At 59.0% G+C, this 23,309-nt stretch carries 8 protein-coding genes; 1 reads left to right on the forward strand and 7 read right to left on the reverse strand.

The features are described 5' to 3' along the window. Positions 1-52 precede the first annotated feature (52 nt). Positions 53-529 (forward strand): GNAT family N-acetyltransferase, encoded by a 477-nt coding sequence (locus OGV82_RS15250; protein ID WP_024130286.1) that lies wholly within the window; start codon positions 53-55, stop codon positions 527-529. Between the two features lie 162 nt (positions 530-691). On the opposite strand, the gene fyuA is transcribed toward OGV82_RS15250, so the two are convergent. The 7 genes from fyuA to ybtA all read right to left on the reverse strand — a co-directional run bounded on the left by fyuA (position 692) and on the right by ybtA (position 23,164). Continuing rightward, a complete protein-coding gene (gene fyuA, locus OGV82_RS15255) occupies positions 692-2,713 on the reverse strand; it encodes a siderophore yersiniabactin receptor FyuA (protein ID WP_000784549.1) in 2,022 nt (673 codons plus the stop codon). A 130-nt stretch (positions 2,714-2,843) separates the two neighbouring features. Beyond that, positions 2,844-4,421 (reverse strand): yersiniabactin biosynthesis salycil-AMP ligase YbtE, encoded by a 1,578-nt coding sequence (gene ybtE / locus OGV82_RS15260; protein WP_047463385.1) that lies wholly within the window; start codon positions 4,419-4,421, stop codon positions 2,844-2,846. 3 nt (positions 4,422-4,424) lie between these two features. Continuing rightward, positions 4,425-5,228 carry a yersiniabactin biosynthesis thioesterase YbtT gene (gene ybtT / locus OGV82_RS15265; protein ID WP_047463387.1) on the reverse strand — a complete coding sequence of 268 codons (804 nt, stop codon included), beginning with the start codon at positions 5,226-5,228 and terminating at the stop codon, positions 4,425-4,427. Then, entirely contained in the window at positions 5,225-6,325 is a 1,101-nt protein-coding gene (ybtU, locus tag OGV82_RS15270; protein ID WP_047463390.1) for a yersiniabactin biosynthesis oxidoreductase YbtU, read from the reverse strand. Before ybtU ends, ybtT begins: the two co-directional genes overlap by 4 nt. Next, a complete protein-coding gene (gene irp1, locus OGV82_RS15275; RefSeq protein WP_101744133.1) occupies positions 6,322-15,819 on the reverse strand; it encodes a yersiniabactin polyketide synthase HMWP1 in 9,498 nt (3,165 codons plus the stop codon). The genes ybtU and irp1 overlap by 4 nt, the downstream gene beginning before the upstream one ends. Before the next feature lie 87 nt (positions 15,820-15,906). Continuing rightward, positions 15,907-22,014 carry a yersiniabactin non-ribosomal peptide synthetase HMWP2 gene (gene irp2 / locus OGV82_RS15280; protein WP_047463392.1) on the reverse strand — a complete coding sequence of 2,036 codons (6,108 nt, stop codon included), beginning with the start codon at positions 22,012-22,014 and terminating at the stop codon, positions 15,907-15,909. 190 nt (positions 22,015-22,204) lie between these two features. After that, a complete protein-coding gene (gene ybtA / locus OGV82_RS15285; protein WP_000140406.1) occupies positions 22,205-23,164 on the reverse strand; it encodes a yersiniabactin transcriptional regulator YbtA in 960 nt (319 codons plus the stop codon). Between the last annotated feature and the right edge of the window lie 145 nt (positions 23,165-23,309).

Genomic DNA, 23,309 nt, shown 5'->3' on the forward strand with positions numbered 1-23,309 from the left:
ATCGTCATTAATATATTCATATTTTCAGCATGATAAGGGTGAGGGGACAGGTGTGATTTCTTTCCGAATGATGACAAAAGATGAGTATCCTGCTTATCTCGAATATTTTGTTAATGATTATGCATATGAGATCGAATCAAACTACGGGGCATCCCTTCGTGATTCTCTTGCCAGAGCGAAGCAGGAAATTTCGGAAATGCTTCCCGATGGAGTTAATACTCATGGGCAAGTATTAATGTGTATTGTTGCTCAGTCGGACAAGGCTAACAACCATGTAGGTTATCTCTGGTACAAACCAGACTCGACTAAGCACACTGTTTTTATCTACGATTTTCATATTTTCAACTCCAGTCAGGGGTTGGGGCTTGGCAAACAATCTCTACGTGCTTTTGAAGAGTATCTGCAAGCGAAGGGTTTTAAAGAGATCAGATTGCGTGTTGCAGGTGATAATGCTCGCGCCCGGCATGTCTATGAAACCAGCGGATTCAGGGTTACGGGTATCAATATGAGTAAACCTATTACGGACTGAGACACTGACACTAAATAAAAGCCAGTAATATCTTCAAAACCATGTCTGTTCTTCACTCACAGCCAACAGCCAGATTTGAAACTGTCAGCTCAAGTCTGAGCTGCCTTGGGTGGGATAAGCGCGTCAGGGATGCCGTGACGGCATCCCTGCTTATTTAAAGGATCAGAAGAAATCAATTCGCGTATTGATACCGACGGTGCGCCCCATATTGACCTGCGCGACGGCGCTGCTGCCGTTCATGTAGCCATAGGTACGGTAACGACGGTCGAACAGGTTATCGACATAGACGGAAATGTTCATCCGTTCAGTCGCCTGCCAGCCCAGGCTGCTGTCCAGGGTGGCATAGGTGCCTTGCCGCAACTGGTTGTCGCCATCGAAATAATGCGGCCCGACCAGATTAACCGCCAGTCGGGGCATCAGTGCGCCATAGCGCGTATCAATCACGCCGTTCACGCTGCTTCCCGCGCCATAACGTGGTACGAACGGCACCCGGTTGCCGTGATACAACTCACTGTCATTGGTGAATTCGGAACGGATCACGTTGCCATTGATATCCCATGACCAGCCTGGCGCAAACCGCCATTTCGCTTCAAGCTCAACGCCGGTGGCGTCGGCTTTACCCGCATTGCTTAATGTCTGCATCCCGACCGGGCCAGAGTAAAGCTGCATGTCTTTGGTGTGGGTATAAAACGTCGCGGCTTGCAGCGTGACGTCAGCGGTTTCGTAGCGGGTGCCAAGTTCATAGTTGATGGATTTCTCGGCGACGAACGGTTTGGCATCAAGACCCGCAGTAGGCACGATGTTGTACCCGGAAGGTTTATATCCCTGGGCTACACGGGTATACACTCTCCAGTCGTCGGTCAGCATATAGCCTGCGGATAGCTGCCCGAGCACCTGATCGTCATTGCTCTTACCCTGGTCGCCAAACGGGTTGCCGAGCATGCTGCCGTGATATTGTGTACTGGATTTATCATGCGAGAAGCGCACGCCGCCGCCGATATCAAAACGATCGGTTAAATGCCAGGTCAGGTCACTGTATGCGGCCAGCGTTTCAGCGGTGGTATAGCCGGTACTGCTTAAATAAGGCATTGTCGGCATGTCGTAGGCTGAATTTAACTTCTCGCGGGTGTTCTGCCGGTACAGCCCAAACACCATATCAACGGTACGCGCATCGCCCAGGGTTGCGGCGCGCAGCTCCTGCACATCCTGATTCCAGCGCTGAGGCATATTGACGATTAACGAACCGGAAGGGAAGGTGCGCGAATAATGCTGCTGCTGCCAGGCGCTGATCAGGTTGAAAACCCAGTCATCGGTGGTGTATTTCCCACTCAGGGTCTGGCTGTCAGTGCAGCGCCGCATGTACGGGTCTGGTGAACCATCGCTGATCGACAGCTTACGGCCCTTAATATCATTCCATCCCACATAGGCGTCCTGGGTGGCGCGGGTACATTCGCGTGAGGCGGCAAAGCCCATTTCCCAGGGCTGATCGTCCGGTGCCAGACGCAGTTTCACATTCCCTATGCTGGCGCGGGTGCCGCCTAAATCATCGCTTCCCGTCGCGGGGTTAATCATGTCGCCGTCATCAACCTGGCGTAACAGGGTGACGCTGCCGTACAGCAGGCCATCCTGAATGGGGCCGCTCAGGTTGAACTTACTTCGATAACTGTCGCGGCTGCTGACGCCGCCTTCAATATAGCCGCGCGGCGTGCTGTCCGGCTGCTGGGTGACGATGTTGATGATCCCGCCCTGAGCGCTTTTGCCATATAACGTTCCCTGTGGGCCTCGCAGCAACTCCACGCTTTGCACATCGGTAAGCGCCTGGATGGTGTTGGTGGAAAGCTGAGGGACGCCATCGACATACAGGGTGACGGCGGGGTTATAGAAGTCCTGCGCCGAAGAGACGCCGCGTAGCGAGATCGTCGAAAAAAGCATGTTGCCGCTATTTTCAATATTGAGCCCAGGCAAGACTCTGGGGAGTTTGTCGCTGGCGGTAACGCCGGCGTCGCTTAATTCCGGCGCGCTGACAACGGTAGACGAGACATTGTTGGCTGATGCCGAGCGGGAAGATTGTTTACTGGCGGTAACCACCAGCGTGCTTTCGTCTTGCTGTGAAGTCTGGGCATTAGCAATGGCGGGGAGCAATAATCCCCCCAAGGCCAGAGGATAAAGCCGTGTCATTTTCATTGTTGTGAGTCCCTGTAAGACGGCGAAACGCCAAAAATACCGACAATGGTGAATTGAAAATGATAACTATTTCTAATAGTGGTGCTACCCGAAACGGGTTTATTTCAACCTGTTTCGGGTCGGTTTGCGCTTATTGGGCAGAATGGCGATAACGGTCGACGGCGAGAGCCGTCAGGCGTTTTTTGTCTATCTTGCCGACGGCGGTGAGCGGCCAGTGGTCCAGAAACTCGATTTGGTCAGGAATTTTCCACGCGCTGAGCCCCATACGGGTCAGTTGTTGACGCAACTGCTGATAGTCAGTTGGCACCTGCTGCGCGATGATAAACGCGCAGATCCGCTCGCCAAGCAGCGTGTCCGGTGCGGCGACCACCGCGCAATCTTGCACTTCCGCTAAACGCAGCAGTGCCGATTCCACTTCAGCCGCGGCTATTTTTTCTCCGGCGCGGTTGATCTGCTCTTTTATGCGTCCCTCAACGTGCAGGTTCCCCGCCTCATCCAGCCTGACATTATCGCCAGTGCGGTAAAACCCTTGCGCAGTAAAGGCCTGCGCGTTGTGAGCAGGGGCGCGGTAATAGCCCGAGATGGTATAAGGGCCGCGCGTTAACAATTGCCCGGTTTCGCCCGGTGCGACGTCGTTCTCGTCTTGATCAACGATGCGGATTTCATCCAGAGGGGACAACGGGCGCCCCTGGCTGTGGAGAATGGTGGTATGCGGATCGTCCAGCCGGGTAAAACAGAGCAGGCCTTCCGCCATACCGAAGACCTGTTGCAGGGTACAGTCAAAGGTGGCGATAACCTGCTCAGCAAGCGTCGGGTCGAGCCGGGCGCCGCCTGCCTGAATGACGCGCAGCGACGAAAGGTCGCTGTCTTCCCACTCCCTGGCCTGCACCCATAATTGCGCCAGCGCCGGAACCAGGGCGACGTGAGTCACGCCTTCCTGCGCGATTAAAGGCATCACCTCATCACAGCTGGCGCTGTCGGTCAGCACCACTTTTCCGCCGCAGGCAAGCGTTCCCAGAATGCCGGGGCAGGCCAGCGGAAAGTTATGCGCCACCGGGAGGACGGCGAGATACACGCTCTGTTGACTGATGCCGCACAGTTCAGCAGAAGCGCTGAAGTTATAGCTATAGTCGGCATGTCGGCGCGGGATGAGTTTGGGCGTGCCGGTTGTGCCGCCTGAAAGCAGCAGCAACGCGGTGGCGGAAACATCAGGCTGCGGCCACGCCAGTCGCTCACCGTGAAGAGAGAAGAGCGGCGTAAAATCGTCGCTCACGGTCTCTCCTGCGACCAGGACATGACGCAAGCAGGCGTGTTTGTGCGCCATCTGTCGGGCCAGCTCTGCGTGGTTTTCCCCGTGAATAACGTAAGCGACGGGTTGCGCCAGCTCAATCAGCGCGTCGATATCCAGCGCCCGTTGCGAGGGCATCGCCAGCACGGGGATAACGCCCAGTCTTAACAAGGCGAACAGCAGGGTAACAAACGCGTTGTCGTTGGGAAGCTGCACAATCACATGTTCCCCCGAACGCAAACCCAGTGATGACAGACCAGCGGCAAGTTCGTCGACCCGTGCATCAAGCGCGCTGTAGGTTAACGACCCCTTTGCATCAACAACGGCAATTCGCGAGGCATAACGGGCCGCCCAGTGGCGCAATTGTTCGGCAATGGGTAAGGGATACTGTTCAATCAGAGATTCAAAGGAAGAATTCATGCGTCACCTTTCTGAAGTGCTGGGCTGTTTTTGCAACGCGGTCATTGCAGAAAATGCGTGGGGAAAATGGCGGACAATCTGCGTAAAAAAGGACCGGGCTTGTTGAATGGGATAGAAATGATCGCCGTCAATCACCACCGGGCCTGTAACGTGGTTCAGCCACTGACGCCAGGCATCGACCTGCTGCCAGGAGGCTTCGCGATCGTGGCTGCCGCACAATAACAGCGCAGGCGTGCGCAGCGGCGGACAGACGTCGGGCGAGTCGTAGTGATAGCTCTCGGTGGCGTAAAAATCAGCGCGCAGAAGAGGAAGAAACAGCGACATTAATTCCTGGTTTTCCCGCAGTTCAGGAGAACATCCGCCAATGTCTATCAGCTCAGCGATAAAGTCGGCATCATCGCGATGGCTGAGCTGGCGTTCAGAATGCAGATGCGGGGCATGGCACCCGGAAATAATCAGTCCTTGCGGCGCATGCCCCCGTTGCTCCAGAAGTCGGCAGGTTTCAAACGCCACCTGCGCTCCCATGCTGTGCCCGGCGAGTAAAAGCGGCGTGTCAGGCGATACGGACGCTTCCAGTTCGTTCGCCAGCAGTGCCGCCAGTTGTGTAATGCTTCTGAGCGGTTCCAGATGGCGAAGGCGATCGCGCCCCGGCCAGGTCACCAGAGAAAGCGCGCTGTTCGCCATTTGATTGTCTCGCCAGTGGCGAAACGCGCTACTGCTGCCGCCAGCGAAAGGGCACATGACCAGATGCGCAGTATTGCCGTTCCGGGCGGGCCATAGCGGGATGCACATTGCAGATTGCGTCACAGCGCCTCCTTATCATCATCGTTGTAGAAACCGGCTAACCGGTCGTGGTGCGGCGGCGTCAGGCGTCTGATCTCCGCATTGCCGGTCTTACGTAAAATCTGCTGCCATAAACGTGATAACGCGATCTGATGTACGCTTTGGCAGGCCGCTGGTGGATGTTCGCCCGCCAGATGGCTGCGCAACTGGTGTAGCAACCAGTTGACGCCCTCCGGCCCGACGGTTTCGCAGCAGTCACGCCAGCTCAGGGGCGCCGCGCTGCGCGTCAGACCCGGCGGATCGCGCAGGATCTCCGGTCTGCGGTAGAGACTGTGGGCGTTCTCCTGATGGTCTGCGACAAACAGGCTGGATGACCAGATGACGGGGCCGTAGCTCGCCTCCAGCGAAAGATGACCTTCCGGCCAGCCCAGCAGCAGGCGGTGCATGATAAGGCTATGCATATCTGGATCGTCAGGATCGAGATAGCGCTGAAGCAGCAGGCAGGCTTCTCCCTCCGGCCAGAAGAGTCTCAGGCAGTGAAAATCGCTAAAGCTGCCAACCACGTCGCACTCCACGGCGGCGGCATCAACGCCCAGAGCCAGCAACAACAAATCCAGCGTGGAGTAGAGCAACTGTCGGCTGGTGGTGACGTGGACTACCGGCGGCGTCTTAGCCAGGCAGCGACGCAGCTGCTGCGCATCGCGAAGCCATGCGCGTCCCGCGCGCGTATGCGGATAAAACGTGTTTACCCAATAGCAGCAGCCCTGTTCCTGCGCCAGCGTTTGTAAGGAACTGATGTCATCCGGGTGGAGGGGATGCTCCTGAATGACGTGTACGCCGCGCGTCAGAAAGTGTCTGGCAAGCTGCGTACCGGTTCCTCCGGCGACGGTCGAACGCACGACAATACAGGCGATATCCGGCATCCTGGTTATCTGTTCCGGCGAGGTATACAGCGGAATGCCAAACGCATGGGCCAGCTCTCTTGAGCGGGCGCTTCCCTGCGCCAGCAGGCCGACCAGTTCCAGCCCCTCCGGGGGCTGCATAAAGGCATTCAGGTACATTTCGCCAAATTTGGCGCCCACAATCAGTACGCGTTGTTTTGGGGAGGCGGACGGCATCATAACGTGTTCTCCGGTTGCGTTGAGGTTGCGCAAAGCCAGCGCGTAATGTGTTGCGCACAAGCCTGAACGTGGGGGGCTTCCATCATGATTTGCCAGTGGCTGGCTTCAATCACAGCGTCGTCGGCGTTGTTTATCCAGCCCTGCCACTCGGTTTCTGCTGGCGTCCAGCGCGCGGGTCTCCCGGCGGCATACACCATGAAACAGGGGACAGGAACGCTTTCGCCCGGCGTATGCTCAGTCAGTAAACGCAGCAGATGCGCGATGTTGTCGAGCCACGTTTCTGCCGCTTGCAGCGTCAGGTTTTGCGACACCATACCGGCCGTTTTAGCGAGGCTGATAAAGTCGGCAAGCTGGCTGTCGGGCGTCTGCTGGTCGAAATGTTCGGGCAGTGCCAGAGGCGTTTGTCCTTCGGCTAACAGGCGCAGCAGGGCCGCCCGGTTTTCGCAACAGAAATCCTGTCGGCACACGGGATCGATTAACGCGATCCTAACCTGCTCGCCTTTGGCGTACAGGCGCTGTGCGGCGCCCGCCGCGAGAAACGCGCCATACGACCAACCCGCCAGTACATAAGGGCCGTGAGGCTGCTGGCGACGGATGCACCCGACATACTCATCGATCATCTGGTCAAGCGTGGCAAAGCGCTGCGGCGATTTTGCTTGCAGGCCGAAAACGCGCCTGTTCAGCGCGCTGGCGAGCGGCAGCCAGGCGCTGATATCGCCGTCCGAAGCGTGGAAGACGAACAGGGTTTCGTCGCCGTCGCCCTGGCAAAGGGGTATCGGGTTATCCTCTCCTGACGTAGCCGCCTGTAGATGGGCGCAGAAGTCGCTCAGCGTCGAATGGCTGAACAGATCCTGAAGGTTAGCCCTGGCAATCCCTCTCCGGTTTAGCTGCGCGACCATCCTTGTCGCCATCAGGCTGTCGCCGCCCAGTTCGAAAAAGTCGTGATGCCTTGCCACGGGGCGAGACAGCAGCGATTGCCAGAGTTCAGCCACCTGTTTTTCCAGCGCCGGATTCCCCCCGGCAACTGGCGTGGGTTTGGCTGGCTCAATCAGCGCATCAGACGGGGCATGCAGCGGCGTAAATAACGCTTCTCTTTGCCGGATCTGTAAAACGGGCAGACCGGTGCCAAAGCGCTGCTGTAAATAGCGGCTCACGGCTTCTTTATCCGGGCGATTTACGCCAGGCGAACGCGCCAGCAGCAGATGCTGACGCAGCGGCGACGATTCCTGCGCGGGCCACGCCAGCTCGTTTGCAAACCCGGCCTGAACGAGAACCTCCTGCCATGCGGAGCGGGTGAGCATCGGTTTCTCATCCCGGCGGCGGAAATCGCGGTATCCGCTTAATCCCTCAATAAAGCCCACGCTCGCCAGCTGGAATACGCTGTTTCGCTCCGTCGCTTCAACGATCAGCAAACGTCCGCCGGCTTTCAGCAACAGTTTTAATCTGCGCAACGTCTGGACGACATGGCTGGCGTCGTGGAGCACATTGACGGCAACGATCAGGTCGTAACCCGCTTCCGGGTGGGCGGTGAAATCCAGCGGCTGGTTGATGTCGAACAAGGCATAAGACACCCGCGATTCATCATGGAAACGGGCTTTGGCGTCATTGAGGAACTGCGCGGAGACGTCCGTGAAGTGGTACGACTGCCGCGTGTTCCGCGTGGCCTTCAGCACCGGCGCGGTAGTGGCTGCGGTTCCGGCGCCAACCTCCAGAATCCGTTCTGCGCCGCACAAGGCGGCAATCTGCGCGGTATAGTGATTCAGACAGACGCTGGCGGGGTTATCGCGATACAGCGCGTCGGTCACGCGATGCTGCTCGTTGAACAGCAATTCCAGCGGTGAACACTGCCCGGAGAAGAGGGCGTCGTGCTGGGCGATGCAGGTTTCCAGATACTGCGCCAGCGCCTGGCTCCATTGGCTTGGCGGGCACGCTTCCTGAGGCTCAGGAATCTCGCTGAGCGGAACGCGGCAGCGCCAGCTTTCACCTTCGCGGATTAACCACGCTCTTTCCGTCAGACACTGTAGCCACTGGCGCAGCAGACGCTGGTGAGACGCTTGCGCGGACAGCGCCTGTACTATTGCGCTAAAGCGATGGGCGATCTCCGGCGTGGTAAACAGGCCGTGACGATTTAGCGTAGCCGCGATCCCCTGTAGCGCACGCGCCTCCAGCCAGCGCCAGGTCGCCTCCAGCTCATCAAGCTGCGCCTGCTCAGGCAACGGCAGCGCCAGTTGGGTAAGTTCGTGCTCATCAGGCGTCGCCGCTGATGGCGACGGATCGTCGGCCATCACGATATCCAGCGTCAACGCGCCCTGTTCGGTCATTTCCGCTCTGGCCTGCCGGATGCCGGGGTATTCGAGCGTCGCCTGCTCAATATCCCGCAGGTCGTAGTCCGTCTGTGCGTTCAGCGGCCAGCGTCGGCGGGGAATGTACCCGGCGATGCCGCTGGCGAGAGTCTTCAGGCTTTCAGGGGCGGCGATGACGGCTTGCAGGATGGCGCAATAGTCATTAAACATCGCCTCGGCAGCGCCGGGTTCCAGCACGTTGTCCATGCAGTACCAGCTAAACATCAACTCGCCGTCGCTCTCCATGACCTGATGATCCAGCCAGACCTGCGGCGTTTGCGTGAACACATAGCAGGGTTCGCCGAACAGATGGCTCATCGCCTGATCGATAGTCATGCCTTCCAGCGTCATCCCCAGCATACTGGTAAACACCACCGGCATTAGCGGTTGACGTTGTGACCCGCGCAGGCGGCCCAGCTCGCGGATCACCTCAACACCGTTCATTTCACTGTGCGCCATGTTTTGCCAGAGGCGCTGTTGGGTCTGTTGCATCTGCTCTTGCAACGTCACCGGCGATGAGAAGTTAAAATCAACCAGCGTGACGGAGGTAAAATCACCAATCAACTGGTTGATTTGCGGATGGATCGGCTGGCGATTGAAGAACGTCAGGTTCAGCGTAAATGCCGTGGTGCGGCTCCAGCGCTCAAGGGTGGCGGCAAACAGCGTGAGCAGCGCGGCAGACGGTGTGACGCCTTGCTGCTGCCAGCGCTGTTTCACGGTCTGCCATTCTGTCTTGCCGACCGTCGATTTGAAGGTGGTAAAGTGTGGCGTTTCCGGGGGCGTCTCAACCACCGGCAGCTCTGGCGCTAAAGGCAGTTGCGGCAGTTTTTCCTGCCAGTAATCCCAGGCATCGTGCCATGCCGATGTCTGTCGGCGCGCCTGCTCAGCCATTACATAATCACGGAAGGTAATAGCGAGCGGCGCCAGCGTTTCGCCGCGCCAGACCTGCGCCAGATCGTCCATCATGACTTTAAAACTCTGCACATCGAACTGCAAAAGGTCGAGGTTCATGTGCAGGCGGTAATGGCAATCGTCGATTTCGCTGACCACCAGTTCAAAGAGAGGCCACTGGTCGGCAGGCAAAACGCGATAGCTCAGTTCATGCCGCCGTTTTTCCAGCGCTATACGCTGTTCTTCCGGGGAAAGCGCGCGCAGATCGTCGCGTGGGATGTGATACTCCGGCGTTGTCGCCAGGACTCGCTGCTGCCCGTCGGCATCAACCACCATGCGCAACATATCGTGGCGTGCGATGAGCTGGTTCCATGCTTTCTCCAGTATGGCGAGATCGAACTCATCGTGGCGTTTATCCCACTCAAACAGGACGTGACAGGCGACGCCGCCATAGCCAATGAGGTGGGTTCGCCCCAGCCAGTAGGCGTGCTGAATGGGCGTCAAAGGGAAGGGCGCATAACGCTCGTCGGCATCGTGCCGCAACACTTCCGGCTGCGAAGCGGCAGGCGTCGTCTCTGGCTTAGAACAGATAAGCTGCGTGAGTCCATGAGGAGACAGATCCTGCCACGCCCGTTCCGCATTGATGCGTACGCCCAGGTAGTGCTGAATATCGCTACTGAGTTCAAGGAAGAGCAGCGAGTCCATGCCGAGTTGCAACAGATCCTGGTTTGGGCACAGCGACGCTGGATCGCTCAGCCTTAGCTGAACCGCAATCCGCTTTTTCAGCCATGCCATCACCGCCGTTTCATCGCTCAGGCTGCCGTTAAAGGCGTTGTCATCAGCAGGAGGAATGACAGGCGTTGCGGCTTTTTCTGTGGCGCTGATGTTAAACAGAGCCTGTTGTAACGGGGGCATTTTGTCGGTAAAAACGCGCATCGCCAGTCGCCACGGAGCAGCGCGCATCACCGCCTGTTCCAGGTGCCAGCAGCCTTCGGCATCGCTTAACGCGCCCATACCACGGCTGGCGAGCGTCGCCAGCATTTCCGGCGTGGCCGCCCGACCGCTTTCTCCCCATGCGCCCCAGGCGACAGAGAGCGTTTTCGGCGCATCAAGGGTGGAAAACTGCTGGGCCAGCCCGTCCAGATAGCCGCAGGCCAGCGCATGGGCGCTCTGACCCGGCGCGCCGAGGGTGGCGGCAGCGGAAGAGTAGAGAATAAGATAGCGTCCGTCGTGGTTGCGCAGGGTTTGCAACAGCTGGCTTGCCGCCTGCGCTTTTACCGCAAAAACGGTGGCCAGCTGGTGGTCGTCAAGCTCCTGCAAGGGCGCGTCAGCCAATACGCCAGCGGCATGAATCGCTCCGGCAATGCCGCCGTTGGCCGCCAGATCGTCAAGAACCGTGGCCAGTTGCCCGGCATCGCCCACATCACAACGGCAGACGCGCGTCTGCCCGCCCTCCACATCGCGTAGCCATGACTCATCCACGCGCGGCGCCAGCAGGGCGATGCGTCGCGCCCCTTTTTCTCTGAGCCAGTTCACGGCAAGGCGGCCTAATCCGCCAAACGCTCCGGTCACCAGATGCCAGCGGTTATCGCCGGTAAACACGTTTGCCGGTAATTCGGCGGCGCATCCCGTATTGGGCGCCAGTGAAGGGAGCCAGAGGGTGTTACCCCGCGCGGCAAGCCAGCGCTGTGATAGTGAGACTGCGCTCAACCCTTGATGCAGCGTTTCCCACGGGGTGTTTTCGGCGAGATCGATGGCGGCAATCAACCGTTCCGGCTGTTCGTTGGCCGCGACGCGAAGCAAGGCCCATAGCGCGTGATGGGACGCAGAGAGTGCCTCATTGTCCTCGACTCGCCACGCGCGGCGGGTGACCACAATCAATCCGGCTGCGCTGGCGGTGAGCGCCGCTATCACTTTCTCCGCTAAGGCCAGCGTATCCTCGCTCTCCTCAACAATCATCAGTTGCGAAGAGGCGTGCGGATCGTGAATGATGCCGTATTGCGCCAGCTCGTCGCTGCGCGCAAGCGTACCGGCGCTGAAGCTGAAGCTGAAGGTAAGCGGATGGTCAACGCTGGCGATGCTGAGGGGCGTCCAGCGCCATTGATAATGCGTCTGCGGCGCAGGAAGAGGCGCGGCTGGCGATAGCAGCAGCCACTCGCCATCAGGATGACGGGCTTCAACGTGCATCTGACCGCGGGAAAAGGCTTCGTTTTGCCAGCTTAAGCGAACCTCCCCCAGCCACTCCGGGGCGGCGACGAGGGGCGGTTCCACAGGCAGAGCGTCGCCATGACGCTGTGAGAGCAGACGCCAGGCCTCCTGCCAGCGGGCGTTAAACCGTTCAGGCTGACCTGCGCAATCAGACCAGTCGGCGAGATAATCACCGTTATCCGTCAGCGCCTGCCCCAACACGGGTTCTGATGGCGCGGTGAATGTTACGGCGCTAACCGCCTGACCGGGCAGCGTGGCGAGAATGATATGTTCGCTCATCCCGGCGGTCGGGCTGCCATCCTGCGGTAGCCACGCCACTTTGCTGAATCCAGCGTGGTGGCACTGTTGCTGCCACTGAGCGGTGGTGAGGAATAACTCGCCTTCGCGGGCGTCGAGATCCTGTAGTGGAAGAACCAGCGGGCCGAAAACGAAGTCAAACAGACGCATTGGCTGGGTGATTTCGCGCATCAGCAGGCGCCCGCCCGGCTTGAGCAGGGGGCGCAGATTATCGAGCGTGCGGCCAATATGGCGGGTGGCGTGAATCACGTTCGCCGCCACGATAAGATCGTAAGACTGTGCCTGGAAACCCTGAGACTGCGCCTCTTTTTCGAGATCCAGCTCGCTATACTTCACAAAATCATAGTCGGCGAATTTCTGCTGGGCGCGGCGGGTGAACAGCGCCGAGATATCGGTGAAATGGTACTCCAGCGCCGGAACGCCGTTAAGTTCCGGCAGCAGCCACGCGGTGGTGCCGCCGGTGCCGCCACCAACTTCAAGAATACGCAACGGCTGGCGGGGCTGACGCGTCTGGACAATGCCGCGTAATACCCCGGCGGCGATTTGGTTGAAATAGCGGCCAAAGCTGAATTCCTGATACAACACCTCCACGCCGTCGGAGGCGCTTTGCGGGAAGATAATCGCCACCGGTTCTTCCGCGCCGCTCATCATTTCATATAACCGATCGCCGGCACGGGCGATGGTGTCGGGAATAGCCTGAAAACCTTCACAATAACCGGCAAGTTCCGTCAGCAGTGATTCCCGCTGTTGATGTTCAATGGGGCGGGCGCGGACGTATCGCCCGTCGGTGCAGCGGTAATCGCCGTCGACCACGCAGTTATTCAGCAGGCGCTGGAGTAGCTGCTGGTAGCGGGGCAGCAGACGTCCACGGCGCATGATGGTCATGGCGTCCACACCGTTTTCAATGGCATCGCCGGTACAGCGTTGTACCAGTTGATCGACGTAGATGGCGTGCAGTCGCGTGGCGCACTGTTTAAGCGCTTCCAGACGGGGGAGATCGAGCGCTGTCGCGGCGCGACTCGCCACCTCCAGCCCGGCAGACAGCGCTGCGTCGGCAGGCTCGCAGGCCGGGGAGACGCGCTCTTTCCAGTAACGCTCAGTATCAAACGGATAACATGGCGCAGCGATACGTTGTCCATCGCCCGCCAGCAGGTCGGCCCACGGTAGGGCGACGCCGGCAGCGTAAAGCTGGAGCAGGGCCTGATTGAGGACATCGCTCGCCTCTTTGTTACGCCGGGCGCTGGCTATCCAGTATGCGTTATCGCGGTATTCGCGTTGCCCGGAAGCAACCAACTGGGCATCGGGCCCCATCTCCAGAAAAACGCGGGCGCCGAGCTGATGCGCCACCTGAATACTCTGGATAAAACGCACCGGCTGGCGCATGTGTCGGCGCCAGTAATCCGCCTGGTTGAGCGTTGACTCATCAATGACGTCGGCGGTGAGCGTGGAAATAATCGGTATTTGCCCCGCCTCCGCGTGCAGCCCCGCGCAGGCGTCCTGGAACCGATCGAGTATCGGCTCCAGTAAAGCGGAGTGCGCCGCGCCGGTTACGCTCAGGCGACGATAGTTAATGTCATGCTGCGAGAGCGTGGCGCAAAATACCGCGAGGCGGGCTTCCGGCCCGGAAAATACCGTATGTTGCATGCCATTGTTGGCGGCGAGATCCAGCTCAAACTGGCGAGCCAGCGGCATCAGCGTGTCTTCGTCTGCAAATACCGCCACCATCGCGCCGCTTGCGCACTGCTGCATTAGCGCGCCGCGCCGACAAACCAGTGGCATGACCTGTTCAATCGTATAGTGTCCGCAGACAACGGCAGCGGCAAATTCACCGACGGAATGCCCAATGGCGAAGTCTGGCTTCAGTCCTTCAGCGCGCCAGTGCGCCGCCATCGCGATTTCAAACGCGACAATCGCCGGTTGCGCCCAGGCCATATTGTCCAGCTGCGCCGAGTCGGGGTTAAACATCGCTTCGCGCAGTGATGGCGTGAGCATTTCGCTACAGGCGGAAAAACAGCGATCCAGCGTGTCGGCAAACGCCGTTGAGTGCTGGTACATTGTCTGACCCATAGTGCGCCAGTGCGAGCCCTGGCCGGTAAACAGCCACACCTGCTTGCCGCTGGCGCCGTGGCCGCTGTAAACCAGCGCCCCCGATTTCTCACCGGCCCAGGCGCTGAGCGCCGTAGCGGTTTCACGGTTTAATGGCGCCGCCAGGCGGAAGGGAAGATCGAGACGGCGCGCGTGCAGGGCCGTGAAGGCCAGATCGCTGGCATCCGCATTCTCTCTCAGCGCCCCGGCATAATCCGTCGCCAGCCGCCGCAACGCGCTGTCGCTGGCGGCGCTGAGTAGCAGCGCGGTACTTTTTCTGCCGCCATCCGTATTGGGGAGGCACGCGTTGAGCGCATCGGGCAGCGAGGCGACGATCATATGGCAGTTGGTGCCGCCAATACCAAAGGAGGAGACGCCCGCATAGCGCATTTCGTCCTGCCACGCCTGCGCCGACACCGGTATGGTAAAGGGACTCTCTTCAAGTTTCAGCGCCGGGTTGGGGGTGTGAAAATTCAGTAAGGGTGGAATTTGTCCGCGGCTGACTGCCAGAACGGTTTTCAGCAGTCCGGCAATGCCCGCTGCGGTATCCAGATGCCCCATATTACTTTTCACGGAACCGAGTGCACAGCGCTGATCCTGCGGGCGAGGCGCATAGACGTTGCGTAACGCTTCAATTTCAATCGCGTCGCCCAGCGGTGTGCCGGTGCCGTGGGTTTCAATGTAACCTACCTGCCTGTCGTCGATGGCCGCCAGCATTAACGCCTCTTCGATGACCGCCTGTTGCCCTGCGACGGAAGGGGCGGTATAGCCGACCTTTCTGTTGCCGTCGTTGTTGACCGCGCTGGAGAGGATCACCGAGATAATCGGATCGCCTGACAGCAGCGCGTCTCTCAGGCGACGCAGCACCACGCAGCCGAGACCGTTACCGGCCCAGGTGCCCTCAGCCGAGGCGTCAAAAGGACGACAGTGACCATCGGGAGAGAAAATCATTCCGGGCTGGTAGCGGTAGCCCGCCTGCTGGGGGAAAGAGAGCGCCACGCCGCCGGCAACCGCCATATCGGATTCGCCCGCGCGCAGGCTTTCACAGGCCAGATGCACGGCAACCAGCGAGCTGGAACAGGCGGTCTGTACCGATAACGCCGGGCCGTGCAGGTTGAGTTTGTACGCGGCGCGGGTGGCAATATAGTCTTTATCATTGCCCATCAGAGATTGCAGACCCTTTACCTGCGCGACTTCTGTCACGTTCAATGCTTCGCGACCGGGGTAGGTACTCATCCGGGAAGAGGCGAAAACGCCGGTCTTATGGGGGACGGCGCCGGGGGCATAACCGGCATGTTCCAGCGCATGCCAGACCGCCTGCAAAAACAGGCGCTGCTGCGGGTCCATCGACTCCGCTTCCTGTCGCGAATAGCCAAACAGGGTGGCGTCGAAGCAGTCGGCGTTGTCTAACACCGTACCGATATTGACATAATGAGGATCGTCAATGATGGCGGCATCCAGACCGACGGCCAGAAGCTCTTCGCGCGTAAAGCGTCGGCTGCATTCACGACCTTCCAGCAGGTTTTGCCAGAACGTTTCGCCATCCGGCGATTCAGGAAAATGGCAGGCGTAGCCGATAACCGCGACAGGTTCGCAGTCCGGGTAGTGTTGAGCGATCGATGCATCAATGGAATCTGCTGTCGGCGCAGAAGAGAAGCGCAAGTTATCCATAATCGGTCCCGTTTCCTAAGATTCACAAAGTCAATGGAACGCCAGGCGTTCGCGATGGCGTTCCGGGGAAAATCAGTTTGCTTCGCGCTATATCCGCCGCTGATGACGGCGAACAGGGCGAGGACGTTTTGTTTTCTCCACCGTGGCGACGCCGGCCAGATAATCGGCCAGGGCGGCAGGAGAAGGGTGGGTGAAGAGGTCAAGCAACGTCAGGGTGGAAAATTCGTGACGTTGTAACAAAACGTGCAGTTGCACCAGATTCAGCGACGTTGCGCCCGCCTCAAAGAAGTTTTCTGCGGGTGTGACAGACTCGCCAACCACCTCGCGGAAGGCGTCGCAAATCAGGCTGACGGTGCTCTCGTCCGCCGCAATGTGTGGCTGAGAGTGCTCAGGGCATACGCGCGGTGAGCGTTCTGCGCATTGCCCTGCGTGTTTAACGGGAGGCACCAGCGCGGCGAGCGGCAGTTGCCAGCCGCTTTCATCCTCGGCCATTCGGTTTAGCAATGCGCAATACTGTTCAAACTGGCGCTCCACCTGCCCGGCAGGAAACAGCGCGGCGACAAAATCCCAGTTAAAGCGCAGTTCGCCTTCGGATTCATAAACCTGGTGATCGAGCCAGACCTGCGGCGTCTGGGAGATGCCCCAGACCGGTTTGAGCAGATTACGCCGGGCGAGGAAGTTATCCTGCTCAAAGCCCAGCGCGCTGGTAAAGACGACGGGCATCGGAACGGCAGGCACGTTTTGCCGTTGCGCCAGTTGACGCATCACGCGGATGGCTGACACATCGCGGTGGTTGAGGTTCTGGCTCAGCCGCTGCTGTAGTGACTGCGCGCTGTGCAGCCAGCTTTCGCCGGGATGCCAGCTCAGCAGCATCAGCGAGGTGAAATCGCCCAGAATCTGGTTGATTTGCGGGTGCAGCGGTCGCCTGTCGAAAAGCGTAAGGTTAAGCGTGAACTCAGGCTGCGCACTCCATGCAGAGAGAACCGTTGACCACACCGACAACAGCACGGCCGACGGGGTGAGATGGGCGTCAGCCGCCCGTTTTTTCAGCCGATGCCAGCGCGTGCTGTCCAGCGCGCCGTTCAGGCGGGCGAAGCTCGGTGTTTCAACCTCCTGAGGCAAGCAGCGCAGCGGCAACGCAGGCGCCGGAGGAATATCATCAAGCTGCGCCTGCCACCATGCCAGAGAATCTGGATTGGGCGACTGTAGCGAGTGCTGTTGCAGATAATCCCTGAAGGTGACGGGCAGCGGCGGAAGCAACTGTTGCGGGTAGCGGTAGCTGTGCTCCAGCTCCGCCAGCAGGATCTGCATGCTCAGACCGTCAAGCAACAGGTTATCCAGACACAGCCACAGGCGGGCAGGCATCCCGTCCACGTATCCGACCTGGAGATCGAATACCGGCCACACTTCGGGGTTGAGTACCTGATGCGCCAGTTTTTCGCGTACCCGCAACGCCTCTTCAGGCGTATGGAGGGTGTGTGCGGGTATCACCCAGGGGGGCGTCTGTTCGAGCACCTGTTGCTGTCCATCACGCACGATGGCGCGCAGCATATCGTGGCGGGCGATTAATCGGTTCCAGACCGTCTCCAGCCGGGTGAGGTCCAGATCGGCAATTTCAAATTCAACAAAGAAATGTGAGCCGACGCCGCCCAGGGCAAAGCCTGGCTGACGTCCCACCAGGTAAGCCTGCTGCACGTCGGTAAGCGCAAAGGGCTGGTAGCGATCTTCAGGGGAGTGGACGAATGGTTGTTCGACCGGGACGTCGATTTTACGCAGCGTGGCGGCAAAATCCGCCAGCCGGGGATGATTAAACAGGTCGCTTAATTGCGCTTCATAACCTGCCTGATGAAGTTGCCCGGTCAGACGGGTCGCCAGCAGGCTATCGCCGCCTTGCTGGAAGAAGTCGGTTTCTCTGGTGACATTGCCAGTCGATAAGAGTTGCTGCCAGAGGGCGGCAACCTGTTTTTCAATGTCGCCCTGGGGTAAATCCGCTTCGGCCGGGTTTTCCGCTTCAGGGGTATGACGACGCTTCAGTGATTGATAGTCAATCTTCCCGTTAGCCGTCAGCGGTAAGGCGTCGAGGAAGACGATCCGTTGCGGCACCATCCACCCCGGCAGACGCCCGGCGAGGGCGGCCTGAAGTTGACGGGGATCGCGGCGCACCTGCCTGTCAGGACATTGTACGAGGAAGCGTTGTAACCCCGCGACCTCATCGCCATGCTGACAGTTGAAGGCGGCCGTGCTAAATAATGCCGCCCAGTCGGCGCTGTTATGCAGCAAGGCCTCCGGCTGCCCATTGGTTAACAGGAGCGTGCTGAGCAGGGCGGACGGCGTTAACTGGCGAAACTCCATCACGTAGAGCAGCGCGCCGGGAACGGCAAGCTGTTGTAATGTCGCAAGGAGCCCGGGATCTTCCGGCAGCAGACGATGCAGGGCGTTATTAAGCCAGATAATGTCCGCCGAGTGAGCGTGCGCCGCCAGCGTGTCTGCATTCCAGGGGGACAGACGGGCACCAGGCCAGGAGGCGAGCCTCTGCCGGGCGCTCAGCAGCATCTCCTGGCTCTGCTCAAGCCCGACATACTCAATCTGTCCGGCGTTGAGCTGTGCCAACAGCGATTCTGCGGCGCGGCCGGTGCGGGTTCCCACCTCAAGCAGGCGTACCGGGCGCTGTAAGCGCTGTGCAAGCTGTTGGCAAATTGTCGCCAGTTCCTGAATATACGGGGCGCTGGCCGGATGGTTGAAGGCCAGGCTTTCCGGCGACCACTGCGCGTCGTTCAGTAACGACAGTTCGTTACGGGCGCCGCGAAGAATTTGCGATAACGTTAAATCATGTCCGCTGAAGTGCGGGTGCTCATTCTCGCGTTCTTCACCAGCGCAGACCTGATAACCTTCAGCAGCGGGCTTCAGTCGCCGTTGTGTCACCAGAAATGCTAACCAGCGTTCCACCACGGCCTGCCAGCGCGGCTGGATAGCGAGTGAGTTCATCAGGGGGAGAGGATCGGCGCCAGCGGTGTGACCCGGCTTCAGTTTTAACAGGCGATGCTGAAGGAAATCGGCTACCTGTTCTGCGGAGATCTCTGGCGAGATGGCGCAACAGGGCAACGTTCCCGCAAGCGTGTGCCACGCCTGCGGCAGTGCCGGGTTCCGATGATCGGTAACGCAAAAAGCCTCGCCCTGAGGAACCACGTATGCCGCCAGCGTTTTTTCTTTTTCGCCGATCGCCAGAACGGTTGCTTGTTTCACCCCCGCCAGCTGGCTGAGCGCGCTTTCGATTTCGCCCAGCTCGATGCGATATCCTCCGACTTTGACCTGCTTGTCGCGACGACCGAGGAACTCGATTGTGCCATCTGGCCAGTAGCAGCCGAGATCGCCGGTGCGATACCAGCGCTCGTCCGGGAGCGTCAAAAATTGCTGCTCGCTGCGCAGGGGATCGTTGAAATAGCCTTCCGCGACCCCAATGCCTCCAATCCATAATTCACCCGGCACCCAGTCAGGGCAGTCCCGGCCCTGTTCATCCACCACCCGGTAGCGTTGGTTGGTTAGCGGAAAACCGTAAGGGATGGAGCGCCAGTGGGCGGGGACGTCGTGAATTTCGCAGGCGTTAGACCAGATAGACGCCTCGGTGGCGCCGCCCATCGCGATAAATTGTCCTTGTGGCCGGAAGGCCCGATAACGGGCGGGGAGGTCAAGCCCGATCCAGTCGCCGGAAAGCATCACTGCGCGCAGGTTTTCCGGCGTGGCGTCGGCGAAACCTTCACACCAGGTCAGCAGCATATCGAACAGCGCCGGGACGCTGTTCCAGAGCGTGACCTGATGGCGCTGGATCAGCTCACACCATGCGTGAGGATCGCGCCGTTGATTTTCCATCACCATCACCAGCGCGCCGCCCGCGCGCAGTACGCCAAAAATGTCGTAAACCGATAAATCAAAATGCAGGGCGGAGAGGGCCAGCACCCTGTCATGCGGGCCAACCTGATAGCGGGTATTGATATCGCAACAGGTGTTAAGCGCTCCCCGGTGAGAAATGACTACCCCTTTCGGCGTACCGGTAGAGCCGGAGGTGTAGATAATGTAGGCCGGTTGCGTGGGGGCGCGTACTACCGGGTTGGCGATCGGCTCCGCCTCAATGGCCTGCTGCCAGGCAAGGACGGGAATATCGTCTGACCAGGCGCTGGCGTCGTGCTGACAAATGAGCACCAGCCGGACGCTGGCGTCAGCGTAGATTTTCTCGCGCCGTGCGGCAGGCTGATCCAGCGAAACCGGAACGTAAACCGCCCCGGTCAGCAGGACGGCCAGAACTGCAACAAGTTGTCCTGCGCCTTTCGACATCGTGATAGCCACATTATCGCCGGGCTGAACCCCGCACTCGATTAACCTGCCTGCACAACGGCGGGCATAGTCTGTCAGCTCATGATAATTCCACTGATAACGCATGTCCGTTACCGCCAACGCCTGCGGCTGTTGCAGAGCGATACGGAAAATGCCTTCATGCAGCAAGCCTTCGGGAATGGGGGCGCCGGTGGCGTTGACCCGTTCGCGTATCGCGCGCTGGCTGGCGGGCATCATATCTGCGAACGGCTTTTGCCAGGCGCTTTCGTCATCGCAGAGTTGGTTAATCAACTGGCAGTAGGCGTCGAACAACGTTTCGACTAACGCCGGAGGGAACAGCGCATCGTTGCTGTCCCATTGCAGCCAGACCTCGCCGTGATGCTCGAACGCCAGATGATCTATCCAGACCTGCGGCGTTTGCGAGATGCCCCATTCCGGCTCGCCCAACGGCGATTCTGCGCGGCTGCTGTAGAGGGAACGCCCCAGATTGCTGGTAAATACCACCGGGGCGCCGTGGGGGTAGCGCTGCTGGCGTTTGAGTTCACGGAGTAGCTCGACGCCGGACCAGTGGCGATGCTCCCAGTCCTCCGTAAACGTGAGCTGGTTTTTACGCGCCAGGTTGCTGACGGTATCGCCATCGCAGGCGGTATCCAGCAGAAGAATATTGGTGAAGTCGGCAAGCATCGCGCCAACCGCCGGGTGCAGCGGCTGGCGGTCGAATAAGGTGATGTTAAGCAGCAGACGCGTCAGGCCGCCCCAGCGAGCCAGCACGGCAGAAAAACAGGTCGCCAGCGCCATTGTCGGCGTCACGCCATACTCGCCGGCCCGGTTGCTAAAGGCGTGCCAGCGTGTTGCCGGGACAATCATGCGGCGTCGGGTATTACGGACTTCACGCAGCGTGGCGGGTTCGCAGGCCAGCGGCAAGACGGGCGCGGAGGGAAGCGTCGGTGCTTTCGCCAGCCAGTAAGCGCGCGCGTCGTCTCTCAGTGGTTGATTGATCTTCTGCTGGTGCAGCAAATACGAACGGAAATCATAGCGGGTGTCGATAGCCGACAGCGATTCTCCGGCCAGCAGGGCGTTAAGCTCATCGAAGAAAAGCGTAAAGCTGGAGGCATCCATAATCAGCAGGTCAATATTGACATGGAGGCGGTGGCGATTGTCCGGCAAGAGCGTCAGCTGAAAATCAAACGTTTCGCCGATTTCCACGCGTAAAAGACGGTGGCTCAGGCGCTGGCGTAGCGCGTCCAGATAGGCCTGGCGGCTTTCAGCGTCGTTATGGCGTAAATCATGAACGGTGACGCCGTTCCAGTAAGGTTGCGGTAGCCAGACCTGCTGCCCGTCGGGGCGAAAGGCGATATGCAGCATTGGGTGGCGTTGCAGCAAGGTCGTGATGGCCTGCTCCAGCTGCGACGCCGTCAGACAATGGCCTTCAAACTCCTGATACAGGTGGCAACCCACGCCGCCAAGCGTCTGCCCCGGCATGCGGCCCGTCAGGTAGGCGTGCTGTACCGGCGTCAATGGGAAGGGGGTACTTTCGGTCATGTTCGGCCAGGATGATTCGTCGGGCGGCGTTTCTTCTTCCGCGTTCTCCGGCGACCGGCTGAGCATTAACTGGTTCCATGCCGCCAGCGTGGGGGCGGCATACAGCTCGCGAAGGGTAAGGCGGTAGCCATTTTTACGAAACCAGTGTAACCATCTCATCAATCTTATTGAATCCAGGCCGGCCTGGATCAGATTGCTTTCGTCATGTAACTGCTGCGGCGTTAAATTCAGTTCCTGTATAAGCCGCTCGCGTAATTGTTGGTAATCAGCCGCGTGGCGGTTGTCCGGTAACAGCGAATCCTGAGATGGTGCGCCAGAAATCATTCTTCCTCCTGATGGCACGTCTTACCGAAAAGCATTGCTCATGTGAGAATAATAATTATTAACAATTGGATGCTACCCGAAACGGGTTTATTTATGCCCGTTTCGGGTTGATAACAGGCGGAAAGAACAGAGGCCCGGATGGGGTATCCGGGCCTCTGTCAGGGAGGAATTTAGGGGGGCGCGACCCCGGTTACATCACGCGTTTAAAGGTCGAAGGGGTTACGCCAAACTGTTTCTGGAAGGCGGCAGAAAAATGGCTGGCGTTGGCATAGCCCAGATCGGCCGCCACCGTCATGACGGAGGTATTGCCGTTGGCCAGGCGTCTTCTGGCTTCCTGCATTCGTTCAGCCTGAAACAGGCCATAGACGCTGTTGTTGAACAGAACGCGGAAGCCTCGCTTAATTTTGAGAACGCTCAGACCGGACTCTCTGGCCAGCTCCGCGACGCCCGGCGCTTGCGTCAGATCAGCCAGCAGCAGATCCTTCGCCCGCAGCAGTTTCTGGCGTTCCATCGGGTTGAAGTGGCAGGAGAGGCAACTGGCGTCTTCGCGATGTTCATCCAGCACCAGACTGAGCATGACCAGACTTTGCCCCTGCAACCATAGCGTTGACGGCTTTTGTTCATGGCTGAAGCCGCCGTGCATGCGCATCAGCGCGTGACGCAAGGCCTGAGCCGTTAAGTGGGTTTCAGCATTACAACGCTGCTGCTGGCAACAGCAGTGGGAGTCGATCTTATTCTTAATGACCGCGCTAATATCCGGCACCCACAGCGCGAGGGTTTCAGGGCTGAAGGAGAGGGTAATGCTCTCGAATCGGCCACAATAGGAGGCGCTGCCGCGGCAGTCTGGCGTATGGGTAATGTAATGGCGATTACGCGCAAGCTCCCAGTCGGTGTGGCGCCTGAGTCCCTGAATCGCAAAGCGCGATGTGCCTTCCAGGATGCACGAGAAGTTAATCCTGCCCAGATCGTCGTGTAGCTGCAACGTCTCAGGCCGCGCAAAATGGCCCCTCCAGAGCAAAATATCCATACCTTCCTGCAACGAACAGCGCAGCAGTTCACACTGAGCAGGAATATTGCCATCGTTTGCAGGTTTCCCGACCACCAACTGGTGAATAGAGATTTCAGATTGCGTTTGCGGTGACTCCGTCATGACCTGGTTATCTCCCTGTGGCTTAGACCAATGCGGGTATAAATAGAACCGAATGGGGTAGATGAGTTATTGATAATGGTTATTATTCACATTAATTCTCAGAACGCCACCCTGAATTGTCGTTTTTGGCGTCCGTAAAAATTCA

The sequence above is a fragment of the Citrobacter sp. CK191 genome (genome assembly GCF_030333435.1).
GTDB classification, from domain to species: domain Bacteria; phylum Pseudomonadota; class Gammaproteobacteria; order Enterobacterales; family Enterobacteriaceae; genus Citrobacter_B; species Citrobacter_B koseri.

Bases quoted from the DNA above. Each gene is read 5' to 3' on its own strand.
- irp1 (WP_101744133.1), bottom strand. From the start codon at position 15,819: ATGGATAACTTGCGCTTCTCTTCTGCGCCGACAGCAGATTCCATTGAT.
- ybtU (WP_047463390.1), bottom strand. From the start codon at position 6,325: ATGATGCCGTCCGCCTCCCCAAAACAACGCGTACTGATTGTGGGCGCC.
- ybtA (WP_000140406.1), bottom strand. From the start codon at position 23,164: ATGACGGAGTCACCGCAAACGCAATCTGAAATCTCTATTCACCAGTTG.
- fyuA (WP_000784549.1), bottom strand. From the start codon at position 2,713: ATGAAAATGACACGGCTTTATCCTCTGGCCTTGGGGGGATTATTGCTC.
- ybtE (WP_047463385.1), bottom strand. From the start codon at position 4,421: ATGAATTCTTCCTTTGAATCTCTGATTGAACAGTATCCCTTACCCATT.
- irp2 (WP_047463392.1), bottom strand. From the start codon at position 22,014: ATGATTTCTGGCGCACCATCTCAGGATTCGCTGTTACCGGACAACCGC.